Genomic DNA, 20,529 nt, shown 5'->3' with positions numbered 1-20,529 from the left:
GCGGCTGCGGTGGCGGGCCCTCGTCGTCCGGTGGCCACTCCTAACCCCGGCGAACCTCCCCCGTGCGGACGACGTACACGAGCGTTCCGCCCTGGAACCGCTGGGACGAGCCGTCCGGCACCGGTCGCGCGTCCTCGACCGGATAGCCCAGGGAGCCGTTCTCCCAGCCCCACGCCGCCCACCGGTCCCGGATCGGCTCGCTGACGATGCGCGCCCCGGTGACGTCGGTGGAGTAGATCGACCCGCCCTGGAAGTGCTGGAAACAACCGCCGTTGCGCAACCCGCACTGCTGGTCCATGACCGGGTAGCCCAGCGACCCGTTCTCCCACCCGGAGGCGGCCCAGCGGCTCCGGATGCCGCCGGCCACGTACGCGACCGGCGTCGCGGCGCTGGAGTACAACGAGCCGCCCTGGAAGTGCTGGAAGCACCCGCCCTCCCGTAGGCCGCACGTCGTGTCGGTGACCGGGTAGCCCAGGGAGCCGTTCTCCCAGCCCCACGCCGCCCACCGGTCCCGGATCGGCCCGTTGACGATGCGCGCCCCGGTGACGTCGGTGGAGTAGATCGACCCGCCCTGGAAGTGCTGGAAGCACCCACCTGACCGCAGCCCGCAGCGCTGGTCGGTCGTCGGGTAGCCCAGCGACCCGTTCTCCCACCCGGAGGCGGCCCAGCGGCTCCGGATGCCACCGGCCACGTACGCGACCGGCGTCGCGGCGCTGGAGTACAACGAGCCGCCCTGGAAGTGCTGGAAGCACCCGCCCTCCCGCAGGCCGCACGTCGTGTCGGTGACCGGGTAGCCCAGGGAGCCGTTCTCCCAGCCCCACGCCGCCCACCGGTCCCGGATCGGCCCGTTGACGATGCGCGCCCCGGTGACGTCGGTGGAGTAGATCGACCCGCCCTGGAAGTGCTGGAAACACCCGGCCGACCGCAGCCCGCAGCTCCGTGGGGCCACCGGCGCACCCAGCGGACCGGTCGCGCCCCCGGAACGTTGGTAGGCGACGTCGATGGGGTGTGCGACGCCGTTGGTGCCGATCCGCACCCGGGCGCCGGACGTCGTCGCCTCCAGCACCGTCACGGTGAAGGCACCGCGCCCCACGGACGTCGACGCGCCCGTCCCCATCGTCACGGCCAGGTCGCCGTCCCAGCCGGTCTGCGCCGAGGGGGTGGGGTCGAGCAGCAGCGAGGTGCGGTTGTCCGTCGAGATGGCGCGCCGGAGGAGCACGCCGGACTCCAGGCCGGGCCAGGAGTCCGGCGTCCCCAACCAGGAGTCCTGCCCGGTCGGCGTCCGGTACTCCAGCCAGTACCGGGTGCCGTCGACGCTGGTGAGCTGCACGGCGCGCGTACCGGTCCGGCTGCCGAGCGGGGCCAGGGTGTACTCCGCCGCGGGAGCGCCGGCGTTCACCGACGGAGCCGACCCGGGCGGCAGCAGGCCCAGCAGAGCGGCGTGCGGGGCACCCAGCGAGCCGACCTGCTGCCAGGAGACGCCCATGACGTCGTAGCGGTCGCCGTAGTCGTCCACCTGACAGGCCGACGTGCCGGACTCCTCCACGGATCGGTCGCACTGCAGCCCCGCGGCGTGCGACAGGCCGAGGTTGTGACCGAACTCGTGCGCGACCACCGAGGTGATGGCCGCCTGCACGTAGGACATGCCACCGGAGTCGATCGCCGGCCCGACGGTGCCGAGGCCGTAGGCGCAGCCCCGCGTGCCCCACGGCACGTAGACGAGCAGGTGCCGTCCGGGCCCCGACGTCCACCGCGCCCGTGCGGCGGCCTCCTTCCAGAGGTCGAACGGCCTGCTGCAGTCCACCGTCGACGGCTGCCCCGTCCAGTCGTGCCCGGCGACGACCCCGAACCGCACCGCGCCGTCGCTCTCCCGCCGCCAGAAGTCCGCGACCGGACCGTTCACCAGGTCGACGACCTGGGCGAGGGTCGTGCTGTCCTGCGCCGAGTTGGCCGGCTGCAGCATGACCACGGTGACCTCGTGGTTGACCGGTCCGGTGGCCGGCGCCGTGGCCGGCTCGGAGGCGGCGACCACCTGCGCGGCCAGCACGTCGCGGGCCGGGGCCAGCCCCTCCGCGCTCGCCTCGTCCCGGACGAGCCCCCCGAGGGTCACCTCGATGGTGGCGCCGGCCGGCACGTCCTCGACGTCCTCGGTCGGCACCCGTACCGCCTCGCCGGGCGCCGTCCGGACCCAGCTGAGCAGGGTCCCCTCGTCCGACGCGCCTGCGGTGTGCGCGTCCGGCCCCGGGTCGGCGAAGCCCTGCACGAGCTCACCGACCAGCGGGGTGCCGGACCGCGCTCCCTCCGCGGCGGCCGGCGGGGCCCCGAGCAACGGGAGGGTGGCGGCGCACGCGACGGCGGCGACGAGCAACCGCAGCGGGTGGCGGGCAGCAGGCACGGAGGACTCCAGGTCGGCGGGACTGCTGGATGTCATCGGCGCCCGGGCCGGCTTTCTGGACCGGACGCCGACGGTCGGTCAGGGGCGGGCGCGGCCGGTGCACCGGCGGGCGGCGGCCCAGCCCCCCAGCGCGGCGAGGACCAGTCCGGCCACGGGCAGGGCCGGGACCATCCAGGACGAGCCGTCCGAGGTCTGCGCGGCCGTGGTCACGGCCGCGCGCAGCGGCCCCTCGTCGGCCGGCTCGGAGTGCGGCACCTCGGGCAGGGTCTCGGGGACGGCGTCCCCGGCCGCCTGGGGGGTCGCCGCGGGGACCGGCGTCACCGGCGTCACCGGCGTGGCGGGGACGGACGTCCGGGGAGCAGGGGTGCCCGACCCGGCGAGCACCGACGGGGCACCGGCTCCCGCGGGCGCCGGCGTCGCCGGGACGCTGCGGGCGGTGGTGGTGACGGTGACGGTCGCGGCCGAGGCGGTCACGTCGGTCACGGTGACGGTGACGTCGCCGTCGGAGAGCGACACCGGGACGCCGGCCGGCAGGGCGGCCTGCAGGTCCGCGTTCCACGACGCGGCGGCCGTGGGGGTGCCGTCGAGCAGCAGGGAGGTGTCCGGCATCGCGCCGGTGCGGTGCAGCAGCACGCCGGCCTGCAGCCGGAAGCGGTTGTCCGCGGTGCCGAGCCAGGCGTCGCGGCCGGCGGCGGCGCGCAGCTCCAGCCAGTAGGTGCCGCCCTCGGGGTCGGCGATCCGGAGCGCGCGGGTGCCGGCGCGGCCGGCCAGCGGGGCGAGGGTGGTCGTGGTGGTGGCGCCGTCCGCGGCCAGGGCCACCTCGGCCGAGGCGGGCAGCACACCGAGGGCCGCCGCCTGCGGGGCGTTGAGGGCGCCCAGCCGGCTCCACGAGGCACCCATGACGTCGTAGTAGTCGCGGTAGGCGGCGGTGCGGCAGGTGCCGCCCTCCACCGCACCGTCGCACTGGGAGCCCGACGAGTGGCCCAGGCCGAAGTTGTGGCCGAGCTCGTGGGCGATCACCGAGGGCAGGACGTCGCGGACGTAGACCCGGCCGCCGGCACCCGGTCCCGCGCCGACCTCGCCCATCGCGTAGGCGCAGTCCTCACCGGCCGAGCCGGCCACGTACAGCAGCAGGTGCCGGCCCGGACCGTCCCGGAAGCCGATCGCGTCGGCGACCTGGCCCCACAGCGCCGTCGGCGAGGAGCAGTCCACGGTCGCCTGCACCCAGCCCGGGACGGTCGCCGTGACGCCGAGGCGGATGCCGCCGTCGGTCTGCTCGGACCAGAAGTCGGCCACGTCGCCGTCGACGGTGTCGACGAGCTGCTCCAGCGACGTCCCGTCCTCGTGGCCGCCCGGCGGCAGGACGCGCGCGACGGTGACCTCGTTGGTGAGCGTCCCGGTGCGGGCGCCGTCGGCCGCGGGGGTGGCCCGCAGCAGCGCGGCGTCCAGGAGGTCCCGGGCGGGCTCGACGCCCTGCTCCGCGGCGGCGTCGGCCAGCTCGTCGCCGACGGTGACCTCGACCGTGGCGCCGACGGGGAGGCCGGCGGCGGCCTCCGTCGGGATCCGCACGGCCGCGCCGTCCGCGCCCTCGACCCAGGTGAGGGGGGCGTGGTCGGCGTCGTGACCGGCGTGCGCGTGCCCGGCCGGGCCGGCCTCGGCCCAGGTCTGCACGAGCTCGCCGACGACGGTCTGCGCCCGGTCAGCCGGCTCGTCGGCGCGCGCGACCGCGGGCGTCAGGACGAGCGAGGCGGCGACCGCGGTCGCCACGCCGGCCAGCGCCCGGAGCGGGCGGTGGCGGGTGGCGGGGGTCTTCCGGGCGGGGTGCATCCCCCCACCCATCGGCGGTCAGCGCCCCTGTCGGCACCGGATCCGGGGAATCCAGTCGAACGCCCCGTCACATCCGCCCCGGGCGCCTCGTGCGCCGCGCGCGCCCCGCCCCGCAGGGCCCGGGAGCCCCAGCCGCCCCAGGCGGCGCGGGCCGGTTCAGGCCAGGGCGTCGGCGCCCATCAGCCGGCGGCCGGCCTCGGTGATCGACCCCGACAGCGAGGGGTAGATCGCGAAGGTGTGCGCGAGGTCGGTCACCGTCAGCCCCTTGGTGACGGCGAGGGCGATGGGCAGGATCAGCTCCGAGGCGCCGGGCGCCACCACGACACCGCCGACGACGACGCCGGTGGCCTGGCGGGCGAAGAGCTTGACGAAGCCGTCGCGCAGGTCGGCCATCTTGGCGCGGGCGTTGGTCGCCAGCGGCAGCCGGACGACGTCGATGTCGGCGCCCTCGGGCAGCGTCTTCTCCTGCACCCCGACGGTCGCGATCTCGGGATGGGTGAAGACGTTGGCCGCCACCGTCTTCAACCGGATGGGCGTGACCGCCTCGCCGAGGGCGTGCCACATGGCGATCCGGCCCTGCATGGCCGCGACCGAGGCCAGCTGGAACACCCCGGTGACGTCTCCGGCGGCGTAGATGCCGGGCACGCTGGTGCGCGAGACGCGATCGACGACGACGTGCCCCGAGGGCGCGAGCTCCACCCCGCACTCCTCCAGGTTCAGCCCGGCGGTGTTCGGCACCGTGCCGACGGTCATCAGCGCGTGCGAGCCGTCGACGGTGCGCCCGTCGGTCAGCTCGACCGAGACGCCCTTCTCGGTGCGCCGCACGCCCGCGGCCCGGCCGCGCTCCAGCCGGCCGCCGCGGGACTGGAAGACCTCCTCGAGCACCTCGGCGGCGTCGGAGTCCTCCCCCGGCAGCACCCGGTCGCGGGAGGAGACCAGCGTGACCGGGACGCCGGCCTCCAGGTAGCCGGAGGCGAACTCGGCGCCGGTGACGCCGGACCCGACGACGACCAGGTGCTCGGGCATCTCCTGCAGGTCGTAGACGTCGCGCCAGTCGAGGATCCGCTCGTGGTCGGGCTCGGCGCCCGGCAGCACGCGGGGGTCGGCCCCGGTGGCGATCAGGACGACGTCGGCCTCCAGCGTCTCCAGGACGCCGCCCTCGCCGTCCACCAGCTCGACCCGGTGCTCGGCCAGGCCGCGGACCTCGTCGGCCATGCGTGCCTGGCCGGTGACCACGCGCACGCCCTCGGCCTCCAGGCGCGCCTTGATGTCGGCCGACTGGGCGACGGCCAGCCCCTTGACCCGCTGGTTCACCGCGGCGAGGTGGATGCCGACGGCGCCCAGCTCGGCGCCCTGCACGCCGAGGGCGAGGGAGTCGCGGACGTTGGTCATCGCGCCGGCGGAGGCGATGAACGTCTTCGAGGGCACGCAGTCGGTGAGCACGCTGGCCCCGCCGACGCCGTCCCGCTCGATGACGGTGACCTCCGCACCGAGGGATGCGGCGACGAGCGCGGCCTCGTAGCCGGCGGGACCGCCGCCGATGATCACGATGCGGGTCATGAGGGTCCTTGTCGGTGCGGTGCGGACACGTGCAGGGGGCCCATTCTCCCCGCCGCGGACGTCACCGTCGTCCATCCCCCGGGGTCCGGCTCGCCACACCGCCCGTAGGCTCGCGGTCGATGGGCCTCTACGCCGCCTACGGGTCGAACATGGACCCCGCGCAGATGCTGCGCCGCTGTCCCTCGTCCCCGCACACCGGCACCGGCTGGATCCGGGGCTGGCGACTGACCTTCGGCGGGGAGGACCTCGGCTGGGAGGGGGCGCTGGCCACCCTCGTCCCCGACGACACCACGCCCGGGGAGTCCCTCTCCCCCGGCGTCTTCGTCGCCCTCTACGACCTGACCGACGGCGACGAGCGGGCGCTGGACGCGTGGGAGGGCTCCGACCTCGGGCTCTACCGCAAGCTGCACCTGCGGGTGGCCACGCTGACCGGCGACCAGGTCGCCTACGTCTACGTCCTCGACGCCTTCGAGGGCGGCCTGCCGTCGGCCCGGTACCTCGGCGCGCTGGCCGACGCCGCCGAGGCCGCCGGCGCCCCGGACGACTACCTGGCCGAGCTCCGGTCGCGGGAGTGCCGCTCCACGGGCATCTAGCGCCCGGGCCTTCTCCTGTCCCTTCCCCGGCTCCTCTTCGCGATCATGAAGTTCGGGATCCGACACGCCACCAGCCGTCGGCGCGTCCCATCCCGAACTTCATGATCGCTGCCGGGAAGGGACGCCGAGTGCGCGCGCCGTCCGCGCCACCATGGCCAGGTGCCGGCGGTACACGTCGGTCGCAGTGAAGTGCAGCAACGTCCATCCGTGCTCGGTCACCCAGTTGTGCCGATCTCGGTCCGCCGCGAGCTGCTCACGGGTCATGTGCGCCTCGAGCCCGTCGAACTCCACCCCGACGCACCGCTCCTCCCAGCCCATGTCCAGGAAGTGGGTCCGTCCCTCGTCGACCAGGCGGATCTGCACGCGCGGCACAGGCAGACCGGCCCGGAGGAAGCGCCACCGGGTACGCGACTCCATCGGCGACTCGGCCGCGGCGTCGGCGACGGGGATCAGCTCGCGCAACCGGATGACCTGGCGCAGACCGGCCTGGTCCGCAGCCGCCGCCGCGAGTTGGTCGCGGGTGCACGTCCCCGACCTGAGGGCGGCGTCCAGCGTCGCCAGTCCGTGGATCGGTGCGGTGGTGCGGACGACGTCGCAGGCGGTCCGCGCCGGCGGGGTGCACCACACGCCGTCCACGAGCACGGCGTCGTCCGTACCGAGCGAGGACGGGTGCACCTGCACGTCCCGCAGCCTCCGATTGACCAGCTGGGGCGGGCCGAGGAAGTGCAGTGTCCGGTCCTCCACGACGTCGAAGCCCCACAGTGACGCCGCAGTCGAGTGGCAGGCCACGAGGTCGCCACCGACCGCCAGTGCCGCGGCGCGCAGCCGCAGCACCGGTGAGTCCGGCAGCGCGCCGTCGAGGAGCATCCCGCGCCACGGGCTCCGCCGCCATCGGCCAGCGCGGACGAGGGCACGGATCTCGGCGTCAGTGCAGTGGTCCAGGGCCTACGATGTGGAGAAGACGCCGTGCTGGGAGGCGATGAGCCGGTAGAGCGCGAAGTCCACGGCGGGCAGCATCCAGCGACGCCGATGCCCTCGGCCCCGCTCCGACGCATCTGTGGACGGTCGCGGGGGTGTGGACCCACCTCGCGATCATGAGGTCCGGGAAGGGACACCCCGAGCGAGCCGCCCGGGGCACGTGGGACGGGAGCGCCGGGACGGGCCTCCCGGGTCAGCCCTCCGGGGCGGCGAGGAAGGTCTCCAGCAGCTGCCGGGCGGCCAGGGCGGGGGTGAGCTCGCCGGCCAGCACCGCCTCCTCCAGCTCCGGCGCGGCCGACCGGACGCCGGGGTGCGCGCGCAGCCGGTGCTCGAGCCCGTCACGGACCAGCTGCCGGGTCCAGCGCACCTGCTGGGTGCGCCGCTGCTGGTCGAAGGCGCCGGACGCCCTGCGCCGCTCCTGGTGCTCGACCAGCTTGGCCCACACCTCGTCGAGCCCCTCGCCGGTGAGCCCGGCGCAGGTGAGCACCGGGACGTCCCAGTCCTCCCCGTGGCCGCGCAGCATGCGGATCGCTCCGGCCAGCTCCCGGGCGGCCTTGCGGGCGTCGGCGGCGCCGGGCCCGTCGGCCTTGTTGACGGCGATGACGTCGGCGATCTCGAGGATGCCGCGCTTGATGCCCTGCAGCTGGTCGCCGGTGCGGGCGAGGGTGAGGAAGAGGAAGGAGTCGACCATCTCCGCGACGGTGATCTCCGACTGCCCGACGCCGACGGTCTCGACCAGCACCACGTCGTAGCCCGCCGCCTCGACGACCACCATCGACTCGCGCGTGGCCTGCGCGACCCCGCCGAGCGTGCCCGAGGTCGGCGAGGGCCGGATGAACGCGGCCGGGTCCACCGCCAGCCGCGCCATCCGCGTCTTGTCGCCGAGGATCGACCCGCCCGACCGTGCGGACGACGGGTCGACGGCGAGCACCGCGACCCTCGACCCGGCCGCGGTCAGCGTCACCCCGAGCTGGTCGATGAAGGTCGACTTGCCGACACCGGGCACGCCGCTGATGCCGACCCGCCGGGCCGCCCCCGCGTGCGGCAGGAGCTCGACGAGCAGCTCCTGCGCGCGCTCGCGGTGGTCGGCGCGGTGCGACTCGACCAGCGTGATCGCCCGCGCCACGGCCCGGCGGTCCCCCGCGAGGACGCCCTCGACCAGCGCCAGGACGTCGACCTGCCGAGCCGCCATCAATGCCCGAGACGCGTCGACAGCGTGCGCAGCAGCTCCTGCGCCGCGTCGGCGATGACCGTGCCGGGCGGGAAGACCGCCGCCGCCCCCATCTCGCGCAGGGTCGGCACGTCGTCGGGCGGGATGACGCCGCCGACCACGATGAGCACGTCCTCGGCGCCGAGCTCCGCGAGCGCGTCGCGCAGCGCGGGGACCAGCGTCAGGTGCCCGGCGGCCAGCGAGGACACCCCGACCACGTGCACGTCGGCCTCCACCGCCTGGCGGGCGACCTCCTCCGGCGTCTGGAACAGCGGGCCCACGTCGACGTCGAAGCCGAGGTCGGCGAAGGCGGTGGCGATCACCTTCTGGCCGCGGTCGTGGCCGTCCTGGCCCATCTTGGCGACCAGGATGCGGGGACGGCGTCCCTCGGCCTCCTCGAACGCCTCGGCCATGCGGCGGGTCTCCTCCACGGGACCAGACTGGCCCGCCTCGTCGCGGTACACACCCGAGATGGTGCGCACCTGGCCGGCGTGCCGCCCGTAGACCTCCTCCAGCGCGTCGGAGATCTCCCCGACGGTGGCCTTGGCCCGCGCCGCGTCGACAGCGAGCGCGAGCAGGTTCGACGACAGGTCCTTCCCGCGCCGTCCCTCGGCGGCGGCGCGGGCGGCGTCGGTGAGCCGGCGCAGGGCGTCGGTCACCGCGGCGGCGTCGCGGGAGGCGCGCAGCTCCTCCAGCTTGGCCTTCTGCTGGGCGAGGACGTCGGCGTTGTCCACCCGCAGCACCTCGATCGCCTCGTCGGCGTCCACCCGGTACTTGTTGACGCCGATGACCGGCTGCCGGCCGGAGTCGATGCGGGCCTGGGTGCGGGCGGCGGCCTCCTCGATGCGCAGCTTCGGGATGCCGTCGTCGATGGCCTGGGCCATGCCGCCGTGCTCGGCGACCTCCTGGATGTGCGCCCACGCCCGCCGGGCCAGGTCGTAGGTGAGCTTCTCGACGTAGGCCGAACCGCCCCACGGGTCGATGACCCGCGTGGTGCCCGACTCCTGCTGCAGCAGCAGCTGGGTGTTGCGGGCGATCCGCGCGGAGAAGTCCGTCGGCAGGGCCAGGGCCTCGTCGAGGGCGTTGGTGTGCAGCGACTGGGTGTGCCCCTGGGTGGCGGCCATGGCCTCCAGGCAGGTGCGGACGACGTTGTTGTAGACGTCCTGCGCGGTCAGCGACCAGCCCGAGGTCTGCGAGTGGGTGCGCAGCGACATCGACTTTGCGTTCTGCGCGCCCGCCTCCTTGACCAGCCGCGCCCACAGCAGCCGCCCGGCCCGCAGCTTCGCGACCTCCATGAAGAAGTTCATGCCGATCGCCCAGAAGAAGCTCAGCCGGGGGGCGAACGCGTCGACGTCCAGCCCGGCGGCCTTGCCCGCCTGCAGGTACTCCACGCCGTCGGCCAGCGTGTAGGCCAGCTCCAGGTCGGCCGTCGCCCCGGCCTCCTGGATGTGGTAGCCGGAGATGGAGATCGAGTTGAACCGCGGCATCTCCTGCGAGGTGAACGCGAAGATGTCGCTGATGATCTGCATCGAGGGCTTGGGCGGGTAGATGTAGGTGTTGCGGACCATGAACTCCTTGAGGATGTCGTTCTGGATGGTCCCGGTCAGCTGACCGTGGGCCACCCCCTGCTCCTCGGCCGCGACGATGTAGAGCGCCAGCACCGGCAGCACCGCGCCGTTCATGGTCATCGAGACGCTCATCCGGTCCAGCGGGATGCCGTCGAACAGCTGCCGCATGTCCAGGATCGAGTCGACCGCCACCCCGGCCATGCCGACGTCGCCCACCACGCGCGGGTGGTCGGAGTCGTAGCCGCGGTGCGTGGGCAGGTCGAAGGCGATCGACAGCCCCTTCTGGCCGGCGGCCAGGTTGCGCCGGTAGAAGGCGTTGGACTCCGCCGCGGTGGAGAAGCCCGCGTACTGGCGGATCGTCCACGGCTGCGTCGTGTACATCGTCGGGTAGGGGCCGCGCAGGTACGGCGGCAGGCCGGGGAGGGTCCCGAGGAAGTCCAGGCCCTCGAGGTCGGCCGGGCCGTACAGCGGGGGGACGGCGATGCCCTCGGGGGTCTCCCAGGTCGCCTCCGCCACGCTGCGGCCGGTGGTCTCCTCGAACCGCTTGGCCCAGTCGTCGACCGAGACGCCGGCCGCCGGACGGCCCAGCTCGACGCCGCTGAAGTCGGGGATGCTCATGCCGGAACTCCCAGCTGCTCGTGGACTCGCTGCAGGACGTCGAGCGCGTCGCACCCGGCGTACACGTACCCGTCGACGCCGGGGATGGCGGGACCGGGCAGATTGCTCGGCTTCCCGGCGAGCCAGACCTGCGTGGCGCCGGCTGAGCGCAGGTCGGCGGCCAAGGCGGCCGCGGACTCCGCGTAGTCCTTGTCGGTGCCGCAGATGCAGGCCACCGTCGTCCCGGCGTCGGCGAGGCCGCCGGCCCCGTCGCCGGCCGGGGTCGCCAGGCCGCCGGCCTGGAAGAGGTTGGCCGCGAAGGTGGCCCGGGCGGTGTGCCGGGCGATCGGGCCGATCGTGGCGAGGTAGACCCGCGCCTGCCCGCCCGCGGCCTCGGCGCGGTCCCGCAGCGCCTCGTACTCCTGCGCCGCGCGCACCCGCGGCAGCCCCCCGGTGGGCAGCGCGTCGGCGGCCGGCTGCCGCTCCGGCAACCGCTCGGCCAGGTTGGGGAACTCGCTGACGCCGGTGATCGCCTCCTTGCGGGAGGCCAGCCGCAGCGAGCGGGTGCCCCAGGCGGTGCCGATCCGGTCGGCGACCAGGCCCGAGGCGAGGGCGGCGGCCAGCCCGCCGGCGGCCTCGATCTCGGTGAACCACTGCCACGCGGCCTGGGCCAGCGACTCGGTCAGCGACTCCACGTACCAGGAGCCGCCGGCGGGGTCGAGGACGCGGGCCAGGTGCCCCTCCTCGACCAGCAGGCTCTGGGTGTTGCGCGCGATCCGGCGGGAGAAGGCGTCGGGCAGGCCGAGCGCGGCGTCGAAGGGCTGCACCGTCACGACGTCGGCCCCGCCCACGCCGGCGGCGAAGCAGGCGACGGTGGTGCGCAGCATGTTCACCCAGGGGTCGCGCCGGGTGGTCATCACCGAGGAGGTGACGGCGTGCTGGCGCTGCCCGCGGACGTCGGCGGAGGCGCCGCTGACGTCGCCGACGCGGTCCCACAGCCGCCGGGCCGCGCGCAGGCCGGCGATGGTCGTGAACTGGTCGGCGCTGGCGGCGAACCGGAACTCCAGCTGCCCGAACGCCTCATCGACGCTCAGCCCGCCCTCGGTGAGCGCCCGCAGGTAGGCCACGCCGGCGGCCAGCGCGCAGCCGAGCTCCTCGACCGCGGAGGCCCCGGCGTCGGCGTAGACGGTGGCGTCGACGACGACGCTGCGCAGTCCACGGTGCCGGGCGGCCCTCCGGGCCAGCGCGGCCAGCCCGGAGAGGTCCTGCTCCTGCCCCGAGGCGGCCTGCAGGCCGAGCGGGTCCAGGCCGAGCGAGCTCCCGGGGGCGAGGTCGGTGCGGCCCTCGACGAGGGCGAGGAAGGCCTCGGCGGCGGGCACGCCGCCCTGCACGGTCACCGGTGCCAGGTCCAGCAGGACGTCGGCGAGCACCTCGCCCAGCGAGCCGACGGGGATCGCGCCCTCCCCCAGCACCAGCCACAGCGAGGTGACGCCGTTCTCGAGGTCGGCCGCGATCGCCTCCTTGGTGACCGCCACGTCGGGGTGGGCGTGCCGCTGGCGGACGTCCCAGCCGCCGGGCACGTCGCTGCCCGCGGCGCCCGCGCGGGCACCGCGGACGAACGGCGGGAGACCGGGGACGCCAGCCGCCGCGGGCAGGTCCCCGGCGTCCTCGGCGGTGTAGAGGGGGCCGACGGTCACGCCGGTCGCGACGGTCCGGCGCAGCGCGTCCTCGACGGGGTCGGGGAGCTGCTCGCGGCCGGCCTTGCGGAGCACCCCGGCCACCAGCTCGCGCCACTGCTCCCGGGTGGCCGCGGGGAACTCCCCCGCGAGCCGGAGGTCCTCGGGGACCTCGTGCTCGGCCGGCACCTCGGCGTCGCCGGGATGGGCCGGCTGCTGGTCGGCGGAACTCATCGTCGGGCTCCCCTCAGTCGATCTGCGGAGTATCTACCGCCGCTCGCCGGGACGTGCCCGGCCACGGTGTGGTGAGGGACCGGACGGCGGCGCCCCGGCGTCGGCGGTCAGCGCGTGCAGGGCGGTCCGGGCCAGCAGCCGCACGCCGACGCCGATGGCCCGCTCGTCGACGTCGAACGTGCCGCGGTGCAGGTCCAGCGGGGCGCCGCCGCCGTGGGTGCCCAGCCGGGCCAGCGCGATGGGCATGACGTCGGCGAACCAGCCGAAGTCCTCCCCGCCCATGCTCTGCGGGGACAGCCGCAGCCCGTCGCTGCCGACCGTCTCCAGCGCCGCCGAGCGCAGCAGCGCGACCGCCCGCGGGTCGTTGACCACCGGCGGCACGCCACGGATGTAGTCGACGTCCACCTCGGCGCCGGTGGTGGCCGCCACCCGCTCGACCAGCGAGCGCAGCAGGGTCTCGGCGTTCTGCCACTCGTCACGGTCCAGCACGCGCACCGTGCCCCGCAGGTGCCCGCGCTGCGGGATGGCGTTGGCCGCGACCCCGGCGTTGACCGCCCCCCAGACCAGCGACATGCCCGCCCGCGGGTCGACCTGGCGGGACAGCAGAGCCGGCAGGTCGGTGATCAGCCGGCCCAGGGCGTCGACGAGGTCGACGGTCAGCTGGGGGCGCGCGGTGTGGCCGCCGGGACCGGTGAGGGTGACGTCCATGCGGTCGCAGGCGGCGGTGATGGCGCCGGTCCGCAGCCCGACGGTGCCGGCCGGGAGCGACGGGTCGCAGTGCAGCGCGAAGGCCCGGGAGGCGCCCTCGAGCACCCCGGCGGCGACCACCTCGGTCGCCCCGCCGGGCACCGTCTCCTCGGCCGGCTGGAAGACGCAGCGGACCGTGCCGGGGAGGTCGTCGAGCGAGGTCAGCGCCAGGGCCGCCCCGAGGACGACGGTGGTGTGCACGTCGTGCCCACAGGCGTGACACATGCCCTCGCGGGTGGAGGCGTACGGCACGTCCTTGAGGTCGGCCAGCGGAAGGGCGTCGATGTCGGCCCGCAGGACGACGGTCGGCCCCGGCCCCTCCCCCACCTCGACGACCAGGCCGGTGCCGCTGGGCAGCCGCCGGGCGTCCAGGCCCGCGTTGCGCAGCCGCTGCTCGATGAACGACGTCGTCTCGAACTCGGCGAAGGCCAGCTCGGGGTGGGCGTGCAGGTGCCGGCGGACGGCGACCAGCTGCTGCTGGCGGTCGGCGGTCCACTCGTCGACCGCCGTCCCCAGCTTCTCCGGGAACTCCGTCACGCCGGGCGTCCTCCGGCCGACCCGGCCGGGTCGGGAGCGGGACGGCCCGTCGCGAGGCCGGCCGCCCGGCCGTCGGGGGAAGCGGGCCCTGCGGGCAGGCCGTCGCGCAGCTCGGCGAGCAGGCTGTCGACCACCGCGCACAGATCGCCGTCGTGCGCGGCGGCGACGGCGCGCTGCCGCTGGTAGGAGGCGCCCACGGCGAGGATGCGCTCGACGTCGGCCAGCTCGGCCTCGCAGCCGAGCCGGCGGGCGGTGGGCGCGAGGTCCTCGGCCAGGTCGGCGATCGCCTGGCGAACCGGGCGCACGGTGCCCTTCTCGTCGACGACGATGTCGGCGTCCAGGCCGTACCGCGCCGCGCGCCACTTGTTCTCCCGCAGCACCCAGCTCGCCGGCACCGGCAGCGTGTAGCCGCGGTCGAGCTCGCGGTCGAACTGCTCGACCAGGCACTGCGAGAGGGCGGCGACCGCGCCGATCTCGTCGAGGGTCGGCAGGCCGTCGCAGATGCGCAGCTCGACGGTGCCGAAGTCCGGGTGCGGGCGGATGTCCCACCACACCTCGCGCACGCTCTCGATGGCGTGGGTGGAGATCAGCGTCTCCATGTACTCCTCGAAGCGGTCCCACCCCGACAGCTGGTAGGGCAGCCCGGCGGTCGGCATCCCCTCGAAGACCTTGGAGCGGGCACTGGCCAGGCCGGTGTCGGCGCCGACCCAGTACGGGGAGGACGCCGACAGCGCGAGGAAGTGCGGCACGTACTGGGTGAGCGCGTTGACGATCGGGATCGCCTTCTCCGGCGCCCGGACACCGACGTGGACGTGCACCCCGAAGATCTGCAGCCGCCGGGCCAGCCACTGCATCTTCTCGACCAGCTGGAGGTAGCGCTCCTTGGGCGAGATCTGCTGGGTCTGCCAGTCGGTGATCGGGTGGGTGCCGGCGCACATCAGGCCGAGGCCGCGGTGCGCGGCGGCGGCCTGCACCTGGGCGAGGGTGCCGGCCAGGTCGGCCTTGGCCTCACCGACGGTGGTGCAGATGCCGGTGATGATCTCGATCGTCGACTGCAGCAGCTCGTGCTTGGCCTTGGGGTGCTCCTCGGCGCCCTCGGGCCGGATCTCCTCGAGGATCTCCACCGCCCCGGCGGTCAGCTCCCGCGTCTCCAGGTCGACCAGCTGCAGCTCCCACTCGACGCCCAGGCTGGCGCGCTCGGAGGAGTGGAAGGGGATCTGCACGGTGCGCAGTCTAGGGATGATCACGCTGTTCGGCTGGTCGGTGAGACCGCGACCGGTGCGCGCGCTGGGCTAGCGTCGCCGCGTGAGTTCTCCTGCGCCCGACGACCCGTCAGCCCTCGCCGCCCGCGCGGCCGACGACCTCACCACCGCCCTCGGCGGCGGTCACGACGTCGCCATCGTCATGGGGTCCGGCTGGGCCCCGGCTGCCGACGCGTTCGGGGCCGCCGAGGGCAGCGTCGCCATCGGCGACCTGCCCGGCTTCGCCGCGCCGACGGCGGTCGGGCACGGCGGGGAGGTCCGCTCGGTGCGGGTCGGCGAGCGGCGGGTGCTGCTGTTCCTCGGCCGCACCCACCTCTACGAGGGCCGCGGCGTCGAGCCGGTCGTGCACGGCGTCCGGACGGCGGCCGCGGCGGGCGTGCGGACCGTCGTCCTCACCAACGCCGCCGGCGGGCTGGCGCCGGAGCACCGCGTCGGCCAGGCCGTGCTGATCAGCGACCACCTCAACCTGACCGCCCGCTCCCCGCTGGTGGGCGCCACGTTCGTCGACCTCACCGACCTCTACTCCGCCCGCCTGCGGTCCCTCGCACGGGAGCTCGACCCGTCGCTGGCCGAGGGCGTGTACGCGGCGCTGCCCGGCCCGCACTACGAGACGCCCGCCGAGATCCGCATGCTGCGCACCCTCGGCGCCGACCTGGTGGGCATGTCCACGGCCCTGGAGGCGATCGCCGCCCGCGCCGCCGGCCTGGAGGTGGTGGGCCTGTCGATGGTCACCAACGCCGCGGCCGGCATCACCGGCGAGAAGCTGGACCACGAGGAGGTGCTCGCGGCGGGCAAGGCGGCCGCCGGGCGGCTCGGCGAGTTCCTGGTCGAGTTCGTGGGGCGGCTGGCATGAGCGGCCCCGTGCTCGTGACCGGTGCGGCCGGGCGGATCGGGACGGTGCTGCGCGGCGGGCTGCCCGAGCGCGGCTGGGTGGTCCGCTCGCTGGACGTCGTCCCGCTGCCCGACGCCCGGCCCGGCGAGGAGCAGGTCGTCGCCGACGTCACCGACCTCGCCGCGATGGAGGACGCCGTCGAGGGCGTCGCCGCGGTCGTGCACCTGGCCGGGATCTCCGGGGAGTCCACCTGGCCGGCGATCTCGCACGCCAACATCGAGGGCACGTACTGCGCGCTCGAGGCCGCGCGGCGGGCCGGGGTCTCCCGCGTCGTCCTGGCCAGCAGCAACCACGCCACGGGCTACACCCCGCGCCCGGACGGCGGCCTGCTGCGCGAGGTCGACGCGCCGCCGCGGCCGGACACCTACTACGGCGTCTCCAAGGTCGCGATGGAGGCGCTGGGCTCGCTGTACGCGGACCGGTACGGGATGGACGTCGTCTGCCTGCGCATCGGCAGCGCGTTCCCCGAGCCGACGACGGTGCGGCAGCTGGCCACGTGGCTGTCCCCCGGCGACCAGGTCGGCCTGGTCGACGCCGCGCTGCGGGCGCCCTCCCCCGGGTTCGCCGTCGTGTGGGGCGTGTCGGCCAACACCCGCAACTGGTGGGACCTCACCGCCGCCCGCGCGCTGGGCTACGAGCCGGCCGACGACGCCGAGGTCTTCGCCTCCGCGCTGATCGAGGTGCACGGCGAGCCCGACCTGTCCGACCCCGTGCACGCCCGGGTGGGCGGCGAGTACACGACGGCCGCGTTCGACGCCGAGCACTTCGAGCCGCCGCTGCCCCGCGGGGACATCGCCCCGGGCAGTGGGGTGGAGCGGTGAGCCTGCTCGCCACGGCCCGCGACTGGGCCGCCGCCGACCCCCACCCCGGGGACCGCGCCGAGATCGAGGCGCTGGTCGACGCCGGGGACACCGCCGAGCTGGAGCGCCGGTTCGCCGGGCCGCTGACCTTCGGCACCGCGGGGCTGCGCGGACCGCTGCGCGCCGGGCCGGCCGGCATGAACGCCGCGGTGGTCACGCGGGCCGCCGCCGGGCTGGCGCGGTACCTGGCCGACTCCGGGCACGCCGGGGCCGGGGTGGTGATCGGGTTCGACGCCCGCCGCCGCTCCGACGAGTTCGCCTCCGTGTCGGCGGCGGTCCTCGCGGGTGCGGGGTTCGCCGTCTCGGTGCTGCCGCGGCCGCTGCCCACGCCCGTGCTCGCCTTCGCCGTCCGGCACCTGGGCTGCGCGGCCGGCGTGATGGTGACCGCCAGCCACAACCCGCCCGACGACAACGGCTACAAGGTCTACCTGGACGACGGCGCCCAGCTGGTGCCCCCGGCCGACCGGCTGATCGAGGCCGCCATCTCCGCCGTCGGGCCGGCGCGCGAGGTGCCGCGCTCGGACGACTGGGTCACCCTCGGCGACGACGTCCAGGCCGACTACGTCGCCGCCGTCGTGGCCGCGCTGGAGCCCGGCCGCGTGCCGGCCGCCGACCGCGCCGCGCTGACCGTCGCCTACACCGCGATGCACGGGGTCGGTGCCGAGACCACGCGCGCGGTGTTCGCCGCCGCCGGGTTCGCGCCGCCGGTGAGCGTCGACGCGCAGGACTCCCCCGACCCGGCCTTCCCGACCGTCACCTTCCCGAACCCGGAGGAGCCGGGCGCGGTCGACCTGCTGCAGGCCCTGGCCTCCCGCGTCGACGCCGACCTCGCCATCGCCGAGGACCCCGACGCCGACCGCTGCTCGGTGGTCTGCGGCGGGCGGCAGCTGACCGGCGACGAGGTGGGCGCGCTGCTCGCCGACTGGCTGCTGCGCCGCGGGGTGCGGGGCACCTACGCGGCGTCGCTGGTGAGCGGCTCGCTGCTGTCCGCCCTCGCCTCGGCCCACGGGGTGCGGTTCGCCGAGACGCCGACCGGCTTCAAGTGGATCGTCCGCGCCGGCACCGACGACGTCCCGCTCGTCTTCGGCTACGAGGAGGCGCTGGGGTACGCCGTCGCGCCGCAGGTGGTCAAGGACAAGGACGGCATCTCCGCCGCGCTCGCCGTCGCCCTGCTCGGCGCCGAACTGAAGGCCTCCAGGCGCACGCTGCTGGACCGGCTCGACGAGCTGGCCGGCGAGCACGGGTTGTTCGTCACCGGGCAGCTCTCGGTGCGGGTGGAGGACCTCTCCCGGATCGTCGCCATGATGGCCCGGCTGCGCGCCGCCCCACCGGCCCGCCTGCTGGGCCGGGAGGTGGCCTTCGCCGACCTGGCGCACGAGGAGCCGCCGGTGGACGCCGTCCGGCTGCTCGGCGACGGCGTGCGGGTGATCGTGCGGCCCAGCGGCACCGAGCCGAAGCTCAAGGCGTACCTCGAGACGGTGGTGCCGGTGCACGACGACGCGGGGCTGATCGCCGCGCGCGGCCGGGGCGCCGACGAGCTCGACGAGCTGCGCGCCGAGATGGCCGCCGCCCTGGGGGTGTAGCGGGTGGACGTGCGGGCGCTGGTGTTCGACGTGTTCGGCACGGTGGTCGACTGGCGCGGCGGGGTCGCGCGTGAGGTGCAGCGGCTGCTGGGGCCGTCGGTCGACGCGCCGGCCCTGGCCGACGACTGGCGGGCCCGGTACGTCCCGTCGATGGAGCGGGTGCGCTCCGGCGAGCTGCCCTGGACGCCCCTGGACGCCCTGCACCGCGCCTCGCTTTCCGCCGTCCTCGAGGATGCGGGGCTGGCCGACGTCCCGTCCGACGTGCGCGAGGAGCTGGTGCTCGCCTGGCACCGGCTGGACCCGTGGCCGGACGTCGTCCCGGGGCTCACCCGGCTGGCGGCAGGGCACGTGCTGGCGCCGCTGTCCAACGGCAACGTGGCGCTCGTCGTGGACATGGCCAGGCGGGCCGGGCTGCCCTGGGACTGCGTGCTGGGCGCGGAGATCGTGCAGCGCTACAAGCCCGACCCGGAGGTGTACGACGCCGCGCCGCGGTTGCTGGCGCTCCCGCCGTCGGCGGTGCTGATGGTCGCCGCCCACGTCGAGGACCTGACCGCCGCCCGCGCGCGGGGCCTGCGCACGGCGTACGTGCACCGGCCCGACGAGTTCGGCGGCCGGCAGGTGCCGCCGGAGACCGACCCGGACGCCGACCTGTCGGTGCGCTCGTTCGAGGAGCTGGCCGACCGGCTGGGCGCCTGAGCTGGGTCCGACGGGCCCTGTGGTGCGGGCGTGATCACCGGGTCCACACGATCGTCGACTCCGACGCGACGCGCCGCTTCTGCCGCGAGGTGCTGCGGTGGCCGTCGCTGGACGCCGCCGACGGCTGGCTCATCCGAGGACGCCGCCGAGCGAACCGGGCGTGCACCTCCCCGGTCGCGGGCCGGGCCGGGCAGCAGGCCGGTTCAGTCGACCGGCGCCAGCAGGGTATCCAGGTCCACCTCCCCGGCGAGCAGCCCCTGGGCCTCGGGCAGCTCGGTGTACATCTCGAAGGTCTCCTGGCTCACCTCGGTGTTCCACTCGGGCAGGCGCACCGTGGCCGCGACCTCCGCGGGGATGTCGAGATAGGTCGGCAGGATCGCGCGCACCGCGTCGGGGTTCTCCTGCGCGTAGGTGAGCGACTGCTCCATCGCCGTGGTGAACCGCTCGACGAGGTCCGCGTTCTCGGTGGCGTAGGCCGTGCTCGTGAAGTAGGTGGACACCTCCACCTGGACGTCGGTGAAGTCGTTCAGCGGCGTGGTGAGCACGCGGATGCCCTGCCCCTCGGCGAGCGTCACGAACGGCTCCACCAGCCAGGCGGCGTCGACGTCGCCGGCCGTCAGGGCCGCGGCCATGTTGGGGAAGGGCAGCTCGACGAAGGTGACCGCGTCCGGGTCGCCGCCGTCCGCCCGGACCGACGCCTTGACCACCGTGTCGCCGATGGCGTTGATGGTGTTCGTGGCGACCGTCCTGCCGGCGAGGTCGGCCGGGCGCGTGATCGCCGGGTCCGCGGTGACGATCGTGAACGGGTCGCGCTCCGGGTCCCCGGTGCTGTCGACGGCGCTGGCGATCACCTGCAGGGGCAGCCCGTTCGACGCGGCGACGACCAGCGACAGGTTGTTGCCGAAGCCGATGTCGATGCTGCCGCTGGCGACGCCGGGGACGATCGCCGCGCCGCCCTGACCCGCGCTGAGGTCGAGCTCGATCCCCTGCTCCTCGAAGAAGCCCTGCTCCTGGCCGAGGTAGACCGGGGCGACGTCGATGATCGGGATGATCCCCAGGGCGATCGTCTCGGTGCCCTGGCCCCCGCCGCCGCTCTCCTGCTGCGGCTCCTCCGGATCGCCGGAACAGCCGAGCAGCAGCACGGGCAGCGCGAGGACGGCGGCAGCAGCCGCCCGTCGGCTCGATCGGGTCGTCGGCCGGGCACCGAGGCGGGTCACCCGCGCATCGTGGCACGCATCACAAGTCTCCCGTCGCCTCGCCACTGGCTCTGCCGGTGTTCCTCGCGCTCTGCCGGCGCTGCAGCGCCGGCAGAGC

Annotated in this window: 15 protein-coding genes; 5 read left to right on the top strand and 10 right to left on the bottom strand. The window is 75.3% G+C overall.

The features are described from left to right. Positions 1 to 40 precede the first annotated feature (40 nt). The 3 genes from ACI78Q_RS22215 to ACI78Q_RS22205 form a co-directional block, all read right to left on the bottom strand. Positions 41 to 2,395 carry a zinc-dependent metalloprotease family protein gene (locus tag ACI78Q_RS22215; protein ID WP_456925637.1) on the bottom strand — a complete coding sequence of 785 codons (2,355 nt, stop codon included), beginning with the start codon at positions 2,393 to 2,395 and terminating at the stop codon, positions 41 to 43. Positions 2,396 to 2,473: 78 nt separating this feature from the next. Next, positions 2,474 to 4,222 carry a reprolysin-like metallopeptidase gene (locus tag ACI78Q_RS22210; protein WP_456925636.1) on the bottom strand — a complete coding sequence of 583 codons (1,749 nt, stop codon included), beginning with the start codon at positions 4,220 to 4,222 and terminating at the stop codon, positions 2,474 to 2,476. A 156-nt stretch (positions 4,223 to 4,378) separates the two neighbouring features. Then, complete coding sequence (locus ACI78Q_RS22205; protein ID WP_456925635.1) at positions 4,379 to 5,782, bottom strand: NAD(P)H-quinone dehydrogenase; 1,404 nt, start codon at positions 5,780 to 5,782, stop codon at positions 4,379 to 4,381. A 119-nt stretch (positions 5,783 to 5,901) separates the two neighbouring features. Here ACI78Q_RS22205 and ACI78Q_RS22200 point away from each other — a divergent pair, with 119 nt between their 5' ends. After that, positions 5,902 to 6,375, top strand: coding sequence for a gamma-glutamylcyclotransferase family protein (locus tag ACI78Q_RS22200; protein WP_456925634.1), 474 nt, complete (start codon positions 5,902 to 5,904; stop codon positions 6,373 to 6,375). Positions 6,376 to 6,474: 99 nt separating this feature from the next. Here ACI78Q_RS22200 and ACI78Q_RS22195 read toward each other — a convergent pair whose 3' ends face one another. The 6 genes from ACI78Q_RS22195 to ACI78Q_RS22170 all read right to left on the bottom strand — a co-directional run bounded on the left by ACI78Q_RS22195 (position 6,475) and on the right by ACI78Q_RS22170 (position 15,145). Then, a complete protein-coding gene (locus ACI78Q_RS22195; protein WP_456925633.1) occupies positions 6,475 to 7,242 on the bottom strand; it encodes an endonuclease domain-containing protein in 768 nt (255 codons plus the stop codon). A gap of 304 nt (positions 7,243 to 7,546) precedes the next feature. After that, entirely contained in the window at positions 7,547 to 8,545 is a 999-nt protein-coding gene (gene meaB, locus ACI78Q_RS22190) for a methylmalonyl Co-A mutase-associated GTPase MeaB (RefSeq protein WP_456925632.1), read from the bottom strand. Then, positions 8,545 to 10,749 carry a methylmalonyl-CoA mutase gene (scpA, locus tag ACI78Q_RS22185; protein WP_456925631.1) on the bottom strand — a complete coding sequence of 735 codons (2,205 nt, stop codon included), beginning with the start codon at positions 10,747 to 10,749 and terminating at the stop codon, positions 8,545 to 8,547. The genes meaB and scpA overlap by 1 nt, the downstream gene beginning before the upstream one ends. Next, positions 10,746 to 12,638 (bottom strand): methylmalonyl-CoA mutase subunit beta, encoded by a 1,893-nt coding sequence (locus ACI78Q_RS22180; RefSeq protein WP_456925630.1) that lies wholly within the window; start codon positions 12,636 to 12,638, stop codon positions 10,746 to 10,748. The genes scpA and ACI78Q_RS22180 overlap by 4 nt, the downstream gene beginning before the upstream one ends. A gap of 33 nt (positions 12,639 to 12,671) precedes the next feature. After that, positions 12,672 to 13,922, bottom strand: coding sequence for an amidohydrolase (locus ACI78Q_RS22175; RefSeq protein WP_456925629.1), 1,251 nt, complete (start codon positions 13,920 to 13,922; stop codon positions 12,672 to 12,674). After that, positions 13,919 to 15,145 (bottom strand): glutamate--cysteine ligase, encoded by a 1,227-nt coding sequence (locus tag ACI78Q_RS22170; RefSeq protein WP_456925628.1) that lies wholly within the window; start codon positions 15,143 to 15,145, stop codon positions 13,919 to 13,921. Before ACI78Q_RS22170 ends, ACI78Q_RS22175 begins: the two co-directional genes overlap by 4 nt. An 82-nt stretch (positions 15,146 to 15,227) precedes the next feature. Here ACI78Q_RS22170 and ACI78Q_RS22165 point away from each other — a divergent pair, with 82 nt between their 5' ends. Genes ACI78Q_RS22165 through ACI78Q_RS22150 form a run of 4 tightly spaced genes read left to right on the top strand, consistent with a single transcriptional unit; the run spans position 15,228 to position 19,215 of the window. Then, entirely contained in the window at positions 15,228 to 16,037 is an 810-nt protein-coding gene (locus tag ACI78Q_RS22165; protein ID WP_456925627.1) for a purine-nucleoside phosphorylase, read from the top strand. Next, positions 16,034 to 16,897, top strand: coding sequence for an NAD-dependent epimerase/dehydratase family protein (locus tag ACI78Q_RS22160; protein WP_456925626.1), 864 nt, complete (start codon positions 16,034 to 16,036; stop codon positions 16,895 to 16,897). The genes ACI78Q_RS22165 and ACI78Q_RS22160 overlap by 4 nt, the downstream gene beginning before the upstream one ends. Continuing rightward, complete coding sequence (locus tag ACI78Q_RS22155; protein WP_456925625.1) at positions 16,894 to 18,519, top strand: phospho-sugar mutase; 1,626 nt, start codon at positions 16,894 to 16,896, stop codon at positions 18,517 to 18,519. The genes ACI78Q_RS22160 and ACI78Q_RS22155 overlap by 4 nt, the downstream gene beginning before the upstream one ends. A gap of 3 nt (positions 18,520 to 18,522) precedes the next feature. Further along, positions 18,523 to 19,215, top strand: a complete 693-nt coding sequence (locus ACI78Q_RS22150) for a haloacid dehalogenase type II (RefSeq protein WP_456925624.1) — start codon at positions 18,523 to 18,525, stop codon at positions 19,213 to 19,215. Positions 19,216 to 19,418: 203 nt separating this feature from the next. On the opposite strand, the gene ACI78Q_RS22145 is transcribed toward ACI78Q_RS22150, so the two are convergent. Then, positions 19,419 to 20,432 (bottom strand): ABC transporter substrate-binding protein, encoded by a 1,014-nt coding sequence (locus ACI78Q_RS22145; RefSeq protein ID WP_456925623.1) that lies wholly within the window; start codon positions 20,430 to 20,432, stop codon positions 19,419 to 19,421. Positions 20,433 to 20,529: the final 97 nt, after the last annotated feature.

The sequence above is a fragment of the Geodermatophilus sp. SYSU D00705 genome (assembly GCF_054050135.1).
Note: the sequence above shows the minus strand (reverse complement) of the source record. Positions and strands in the feature narration are given on the sequence as shown.